General features: G+C 70.5%; 7 protein-coding genes. 1 reads left to right on the forward strand and 6 read right to left on the reverse strand.

Going from position 1 to position 7756, the window contains the following annotated elements; translation table 11 throughout:
* Positions 1–106: 106 nt before the first annotated feature.
* From ACI3KT_RS13935 to ACI3KT_RS13960, 6 genes are all read right to left on the reverse strand, one after another.
* Positions 107–1192 (reverse strand): ABC transporter permease, encoded by a 1086-nt coding sequence (locus ACI3KT_RS13935; protein ID WP_404904912.1) that lies wholly within the window; start codon positions 1190–1192, stop codon positions 107–109.
* Complete coding sequence (locus ACI3KT_RS13940) at positions 1189–2085, reverse strand: ABC transporter ATP-binding protein (RefSeq protein WP_404904914.1); 897 nt, start codon at positions 2083–2085, stop codon at positions 1189–1191. The genes ACI3KT_RS13935 and ACI3KT_RS13940 overlap by 4 nt, the downstream gene beginning before the upstream one ends.
* A gap of 111 nt (positions 2086–2196) precedes the next feature.
* On the reverse strand, positions 2197–3336 hold the full coding sequence (locus tag ACI3KT_RS13945) for a hypothetical protein (RefSeq protein ID WP_292905021.1): 1140 nt from the start codon (positions 3334–3336) through the stop codon (positions 2197–2199).
* A gap of 9 nt (positions 3337–3345) precedes the next feature.
* On the reverse strand, positions 3346–4527 hold the full coding sequence (locus ACI3KT_RS13950; RefSeq protein ID WP_404904916.1) for a benzoate/H(+) symporter BenE family transporter: 1182 nt from the start codon (positions 4525–4527) through the stop codon (positions 3346–3348).
* A gap of 36 nt (positions 4528–4563) precedes the next feature.
* Positions 4564–5286 (reverse strand): response regulator, encoded by a 723-nt coding sequence (locus ACI3KT_RS13955; RefSeq protein WP_404904919.1) that lies wholly within the window; start codon positions 5284–5286, stop codon positions 4564–4566.
* Positions 5283–6521, reverse strand: a complete 1239-nt coding sequence (locus ACI3KT_RS13960; protein WP_307292386.1) for a sensor histidine kinase — start codon at positions 6519–6521, stop codon at positions 5283–5285. Before ACI3KT_RS13960 ends, ACI3KT_RS13955 begins: the two co-directional genes overlap by 4 nt.
* Positions 6522–6727: 206 nt before the next feature.
* On the opposite strand from ACI3KT_RS13960, the gene ACI3KT_RS13965 reads away from it, so the two are divergent.
* The coding region (locus ACI3KT_RS13965) for an MFS transporter (protein WP_404904922.1) at positions 6728–7756 on the forward strand (1029 nt) is incomplete at its 3' end.

Raw genomic sequence — 7756 nt, forward strand, 5'->3', positions numbered from 1 at the left:
CTGCCGACGTCGCGTAACGCCGAGACCCCCCGTTGCCACCGAGACCCCCGGTTGCAGCTGGGGGTCTCGGTGGCGACAGGGGGTCTCGGTGATCGGGCCGGGCGAGTCAGCCGCGCAGCGCGTCCGCCAACTTGACCCTGGTACCCATGCGCAGCAGCGAGTTCTCGTAGATCTTCGCGCCGATCATGATCGCGGCGACGCAGGAGGCGAGCAGGATCACGAGGCTGATCAGCGGCTCCCACCACTGCGCCTCGCCGACGAACAGTCGCATCGGCATCCCCACCGGAGCCGAGAACGGCACGTACGACATGATCGTCAGCACGAGGGGGTTGTCGTTGAAGAAGATCACCAGGAAGTACGGCGCCATCACGAGCATCATGATCGGCGTCGTGGTCGATCCGATGTCCTCCATGCGCGACACCATCGACGCGGCCGCAGCGTACAGCGCCGCCAGCAGCACGAAGCCGAACAGGAAGAACACGGCGAACCAGATGATCGGGGCGCCGAGACCGGCGAGCACCGCGTTCTGCCCGGTGATGATGAGCCCCACCGTGGCGATCGCGGCGAGGGCGATGATCTGCGCCATCGCCAGCACCGTGTTGCCGATCACCTTCCCGGCGAGCAGCGTGCGCGCCGAGATCGACGACAGCAGCACCTCGACGACGCGGGTCTGCTTCTCTTCGACCACGCTCTGCGCGATCGTGGCGCCGAACGTCGACGCGGCCATGAAGAACACCAGACCGAACCCGATCGCGATGAAGTACCGCAGCAGCGGGTTGGTGGTCGCCGGTTCCAGGATCTCGACGGACGGCGAGACCGACAGCCCGCTGACGATGCTGCCCGGTGCATCGGTGAGCGCGATCACGGTGTAGCCGAGCGGGCCGTCGTCAGGCAGCACGGCCGCCTCGACGTCCTCCGAGCGGACGAGCTTCTCGGCCTCTCCGCGGTCGGCCACCTCGGTGACCTCGACGTTCGGCAGCGCCTCGACGGCGGCGATCGTCTGCGAGGTCGCGGCCACGGCGGTGGCCTCGGGGTTCTTGCTGGCGAACCCGCCGATCAGGATGCCGGCGAGCGCGATGAGAAGCAGGATGCCGGTGGAGATCAGGAACGTCTTGCTGCGCAGCTTCGAGGCGATCTCGCGCTCGGCGACGAGCCAGACAGCCTGGGTCCCTGAGCCGGTCGAAGGGTTCACTGGATGACCTCCTTGAAGATCTGGGCGAGAGACGGATGCTTGGGGGCGAAGCTCGCGACATCGCCGCGGTCGACTGCGGCACGCAGCACGCGCTGCGCGACGTCGGCGCTCTCGGCCTCGAACAGGGCGTACCCGCCTTCGAAGTCGAGCACCTTCACGCCCGGCTCGGTGCGCAGCCAGCCGGCGTCGCCCGCCGACACCAGCTCGTAGCGGTCTCCGGCGTGCTCGGCGCGCAGCGCGTCGCGGGATCCGGACGCGCGGATCGTGCCGCCGGCGAGGATGACGAGGTCGTCGCAGAGCCGCTCGACGACGTCGAGCTGGTGGGAGGAGAACAGGATCGAGGCGCCCTTCGCGGCGCTCGCCTGCAGTACTCCCGCGACCACGTCGACCGCGAGGGGGTCGAGACCGGAGAACGGCTCGTCGAGGATCAGCACCTCGGGATCGTGCACGAGGGACGCCGCGATCTGCGCACGCTGCTGGTTGCCGAGCGAGAGCGACTCGATGGTGTCGTTCAGGCGGGCGTCGAGTCCGAGTTCGGTGAGAAGGGCCGTGGCACGAGCCGCGGCATCCGCTTTGCTGAATCCGTGCAGTCGCGCGAGGTAGACGATCTGCTCGAGCACCTTCATCTTCGGGTAGAGCCCGCGTTCCTCCGGCATGTAGCCGAAGTGCCTGCGGTCCTCGGCGGTGAGCGGCGAGCCGTCGAGCTCGACACGTCCGCCGTCGGCCGATAGCAGGCCGAGCACGATCCGCATGGTCGTCGTCTTGCCGGCTCCGTTGCCGCCGACGAAGCCCGTGAGGCGCCCGGGGGCGACCTGGAACGAGACGTCGTCGAGCACGAGCCGCGAGCCATAGCTCTTGGTGATGCCGCTCAATTCGAGCTTTCCTGTGGTCACTTCGGCTCACTCCGTTCGGTCAGTGCATCGCATGGCTTCACGCTATGACCGCAGGCCACGCGGGGGCATCCTCCGCAGGGGGGATTGCCGCGGAGTCCCCCTGAGGGTGGATCAGCGCGCGAAGAGCACCGCGATGACGGCGAAGGCGAAGGGCAGCAGCGCCATCCCGCCCACCACGACGAGGAGGATCGTGATGATCAGCCACGGGCTCCGGGTGCGCAGGCGCTGACCCGGCGGGGCGACACCCGGCGGCGGCGGGGTGAGCAGCGCGGCCGGCGGTGCGAAGGGCAGAGCGGATGCCGCAGCCGAAGGCGCCGCGACGACGGGCTGCGCCATCGCTCGCAGCCGGTCGTCGCGCCAGCGTGCCCACTGATCGAGCTTGGTCATCATGGCGCCGACGGCGCCGAACAGCCACGACCAGGTCGCGGGGTCCAGCGTCGACACCGGGCGACGCGTGTAGAAGAACATCCAGTCGTCGACGATCTCGACGTTGAGCTGCGCGAGGTTGTCGATGAAGCGCGCCATGACATCGGGGGCGAACAGGTAGAGCGCGTCGACCTCATAGCCCGACGGGCAGAACAGCGAGAAGTACCGGTCGAAGTCGCCCTCGAGCGACAGCCGCTGCTCGCGGGAGAATCCCGCGGCCACGTCGGATCCCAGTGTGTTGTCGCTCAGCGCATCGAGCACGATGTGCGGCAGCGGCACGTCGAGCTTGATCGCGACGTAGCCCCAGCGGTGGGTGGTCGAGTTCTTGCCGTTGCTGGTCGTGTACTGATAGTTGCCGAACTCGACGAAACGAGGGGTGGTTCCGCGCACGACGTCGGTCGACATACGGCTCGTTCCGTGCGAATAGATCATGCCCGGCAGCGGTGGGGCGTCGAGCTTGGCGAAGTACTCCATCGAGTTCGCGGCGGCGAAGCCGGAGAGCCGGTAGCTCGCGAGTTCGCGTGCCGCCCTGCCGCGCTGTGCCGCGATCACGGCGAGCGTGACGAGTCCACCCGTGAACACGGTGGCGACGAGCGCGGCGACAGCCGCACCCGTGCCGCGGGCGATCGCGTAGCCGAGACCCATCGCCATCACGTAGATGATCGGAAGCACGAAGAAGGCGAGGAGGACGCCGAGGATGATGTACATGGCGACCTGCGCGCCCGAGGCTTGCGACGTGCGCTGCGCGCGGGCGAACCGCGCGACCTCGGCGTTGTCGACGGGATCGACGAGGGGCCGGGCGTCGAAGAATCCGGGGGCGGTCACGGTTCCACGCTAACCCTGCGGGCGCTTCCCCGCGTGCAGCACCGCCCGCACGAGCAGGCCGGCGACGAGAGCCCAGAAGGCGGCGCTCACTCCCAGCACGGCGATTCCGGATGCCGCGACGAGGAAGGTCGCGACCGCGGGCAGGCGCTCGCCGGGGTCGTCGATGGCCTGCTGCACGGCCGAGCCGAAGGCTGCGAACAGGGCGAGGCCCGCGACCGCCGGGATGACGGCCTGCGGAGCCAGCAGCACCAGAGCGGCGAACGCCGCCGAGAATCCGCCGAGCACGAGATAGGAGACACCGGTCGAGACGCCGGCGATCCAGCGGCGCTTCGGGTCCGGATCGGCATCGGGGGCGGCCGCGAGAGCGGCGCTGATGGCGGCGAGGTTGATCGCGTGACCGCCCGCGGTGGCGCCGAGCGCGGTGCCGAGCCCGGTCACGAGCATCGCCGGCCGCCAGGGGACCTCGTAGCCGAAGCTGCGCATGATGGCGATTCCCGGCACGTTCTGCGAGGCCATGGTCACGATGAACAGCGGCAGGGCGATGCCGACCGCGGCGCCCAGGGAGAACGTGGGCGCCGTCAGCTCGATCCGTGGCAGCAGCAGGGCAGGGTCGACGGGGGATCCGGTCTGCACGAGCGAGATCGCGACGACGACGGATGCCGCGACGAACGCGAGCGGCACGGCCCAGCGCGGCGCGAGCCGGGCGAACACCAGCCAGGTGAGCACGACCGGCACGACGCCCCAGGGGTTCTCGACGAGGCCCGTGATCGGTGCGAGACACAGCGGAAGGAGGACCCCGGCGAGCATCGCCTGAGCGATGGACGGCGGGATGCGCGCGATCAGGGCCCCGAGAGCGGGCCACAGGGCGGTCAGCAGGATCAGCGCGCCGGTGAGGAGGAACGCGCCGACGGCTGCTGACCATCCGCCCTCCACCGCGCCGGTCGCGGCGAGCAGGGCGGCCCCGGGGGTGGACCAGGCGACGGTGATCGGCATCCGATACCGCCAGGCGAGCACAACGCACGCGACGCCCATCGTGAGGCACACCGCGAGCAGCCCGCTCGCAGCCTGCGCGGGCGTCGCGCCGACGGCGGACAGCCCCGTGAGCACCACGGCGAAAGAGCTCGTGAATCCGACGAGGGCGGTGACGACGCCGGCCGTGATCGGGCGGGTCAACGGTGCGGCCTCGGGCATGCCTCCGAGGTTATCGCTGGTCGCTCCGGTGCTGGTCTAGGCGAGCCCCAGCCGGTGCGCCGTCACGACGGCCTGCACCCGGTCGCGGGCGCCCAGCTTCTGCAGGATCCTCGACACGTGCGTCTTCACGGTCGCCTCGCCGATGTACAGGGCGGTCGCGATCTCCGCGTTGCTGCGGGCGTCGGCGAGCAGCACGAGCACTTCGGCCTCGCGGTCGGTGAGGGGCTCGGCCAGCACGACCGGCGTGGTGGACGACGGGCGCGTTGCGGTACCGGGAGCGGATGCCGCGACCGCCGCGGGTGCGTCGTGTCGGTCGGTCCGGCCGCGGATCCCGGGCGTCGTGGCGAATCGAGCGAGCACGCGTCGCGTCACCTCGGGCGACAGCATCCCGTCGCCTGCGGCGAGTGCGCGGACCGCGGTGATGAGGTCTTCCGGTCCGGCGTTCTTGAGGAGGAATCCCGCGGCCCCTGCGTCCAGCGCCTGGAAGAGGTAGTCGTCGCGGTCGAAGGTCGTCACGATCGCGATGGCGGAAGATACCCGCGGGTCGGCGACGATACGGCGGGTGGCCTCGATGCCGTCCATGTCGGGCATCTGCACGTCCATCGTGATGACGTCGGGGAGCAGCGTCGATGCCTGGTCGACTGCATCCGCCCCGGTACCCGCCTCGCCGACGACGGTGATGTCGGGCTGGCTCTCGAGGATCGTGCGGAATCCGGCCCGCAGCATGGCGTGGTCGTCGACCAGCAGCACCCGGATCACGCGCGTGCCTCCAGGGGGACCCGGGCCCGCACCCGCAGTCCGCCGCTGGGCCGCGGAGTCACCTCGAGCGTGCCCCCCGACGCGGTCGCCCGCTCGCGCATGCCGAGCTGGCCGAGGCCGGGACGGAGGTTCACGATGCTGCGGCCCGTGTTCACGATCTCGACTTCGACACCGTCGTCGTCGTACCGCACCCGCACATCGGCGGTCGCGCCGGCTCCGGCGTGGCGGCGCGCGTTCGTGAGCGACTCCTGGGCGATGCGGTACAGGTTGACCGCGATCATGGGCGGCACCGGGACGGGGTCTCCGATCACGGCGTAGTCGGCGGGCAGGCCCGCCTCCGTGGAAGAGGCGGCGAGCTCGGCGATGTCGTCGAGGCCGAGGGTCGACGCGGTCTCGGTCGCGTCTCCGCCCGGGGTGCGCAGGGTCTCGAGAAGCTGGTGCAGCTCGCGGATGGCCTCTCGCGCCGAGGTCTCGACGCCCGTGAGCAGCTGGCGGGCGCCGTCGGGGTCCTGCTCGATCACGAGTCGCGCGGCGCCCGCCTGCACGCCCATGACCGAAACGTGATGGGCGACGACGTCGTGCAGCTCGCGGGCGATGCGCACCCGATCGAGGGCGACCGCCTGCGCCGCGGTGACCTCGCGCTCGCGCTCCAGCTCGGCGGTGCGCTCCTCGAGCACGGCTCGTTCGGCGGCTGCAGCCCAGGCTCGCTCGCCGAAGTAGTACGCGCCGCCGAAGTACAGGATGTTCAGCAGCAGCTGGATCAGCATGTACGCGATGTAGGGAGAGAACAGGCCCGCCGCGACATCCGCCTTGTCGGCCTCGGTGATCGCGTCGCGGTACATCGTGATGATGAGCCACACGAACATGCCGACGATGATCCCGATCCGTACGATCATGGCTCGGCGGCGGTCGTTCATCCAGGCGCCGACCGTGTACAGGGCGACGAACATCGAGATGTTGCCGACGAAGATCTCCGGCACCTTCAGCGAGACCGCGGCGAAGTATGCGAGTGAGACGACGATCGCGACGATGCCCGGCCAACGCCGACGCACGGCGAGAGGAACCGCGATGAACACGGCGTAGACGAGGGCGGTCCACAGTTCCTGGGCCTCATCGCCGTACACCTGCGCGATCGAGGAGAGCGCAGCGCTGAGCACCGTGCCGACGAGCAGGACGCCGGCGAGCACGAGATCGCCGCGGTGCTCGCGAGCGGAGGGGGTGCGCATGAAGGGCATGCTCTCCACGGTAGGGCGGAGGGGGATGCTGCGGCATCCCCCTCGCGGTGGATGGGCGGAGCCCGCGCTCCCCGCCTCGCCCGCCCCGCGTCCCCGCCGTGAGTGGTCGAAAATGCACCGCGATCTCCCCGCGGAGCAGCGAAAGTGGCCACTCACGCGCGCCGGCGGTGCCGAATCGACCACACCCCACCCTGCGAGAATCGAGCGTGACCTCCCCGCGCCCCCGCCTGGCTCCGCTCTATCTCGCCGGCTTCACGACCGCTTTCGGCGCGCACGGCATCGCGGCGGCTTTGGGCGCCGAGAGCGAGGACATCGGCTGGACCCTGCTCGCCTTCGGGTTCACCCTCGCCCTGTACGACCTGGCCGAGGTCCTGCTCAAGCCGCTGTTCGGAGCGCTCAGCGACCGCGTCGGCGTGCGCCCCGTGATCGTGGGCGGTCTGCTCGCGTTCTCGGTCTTCTCCGTGGTGGGTGCGGTGGCGCCGGGGATGATCGCGCTGGTGATCGCCCGATTCGGGCAGGGGGCCGCCGCATCCGCTTTCTCGCCCGCCTCCAGCGCGGCCGTGGCCCGCCTCGTCGACGATTCGTCGCGCGGGCGCTATTTCGGCCGGTACGGATCGTGGAAGAGCCTCGGCTACGCGCTCGGTCCGCTGCTCGGAGCGGTCCTCGTCGTCTGGGGAGGGATGCCGGCGCTGTTCTGGGCTCTCGCCGTGCTGGGGGTCGCGGCCGCGGCCTGGGTGGGGTTCGCCGTGCCCGAGGTGCCCGTGCTGCCGCGAAAGCGCGTCACCCTCGTCGACCTCGGGCGCGAGCTGATCGCTCCCGGCTTCCTCGTACCGACCCTCGTGCTCGCTGCGACCACGGGCGCGCTCGCCGTGGCTGTCGGCTTCCTGCCCCTGCTCGGGCGGCAGATCGGTCTCGGCACCGTCGGCAGCATGGCGATCGTGACCGTGCTGGCCGTCGTGTCCAGTGTCATTCAGCCGTTGGTCGGCGCGGCGAACGACCGAGGTCGCATATCCGTCCGTCTGGGTGCGGTCGGCGGTCTCGGGCTCATCGCGGCGGGCATCGGGCTTGTCGCGGCGGTCGATCACCCTGTCTCCCTCGTGGTGGCGGCCGTTCTCGTCGGTGCGGGGGTGGGCGCCGCAACACCTGTGGCGTTCTCGCATCTCGCCGCCTCGACCCCTCCGGAGCGCATGGGCCGCACGATGGGCAGCGCCGAGCTGGGGCGGGAGCTGGGGGAT

The organism is Microbacterium sp. ZW T6_19 (assembly GCF_044987465.1).
Taxonomy (GTDB): Bacteria; Actinomycetota; Actinomycetes; order Actinomycetales; family Microbacteriaceae; genus Microbacterium; species Microbacterium natoriense_A.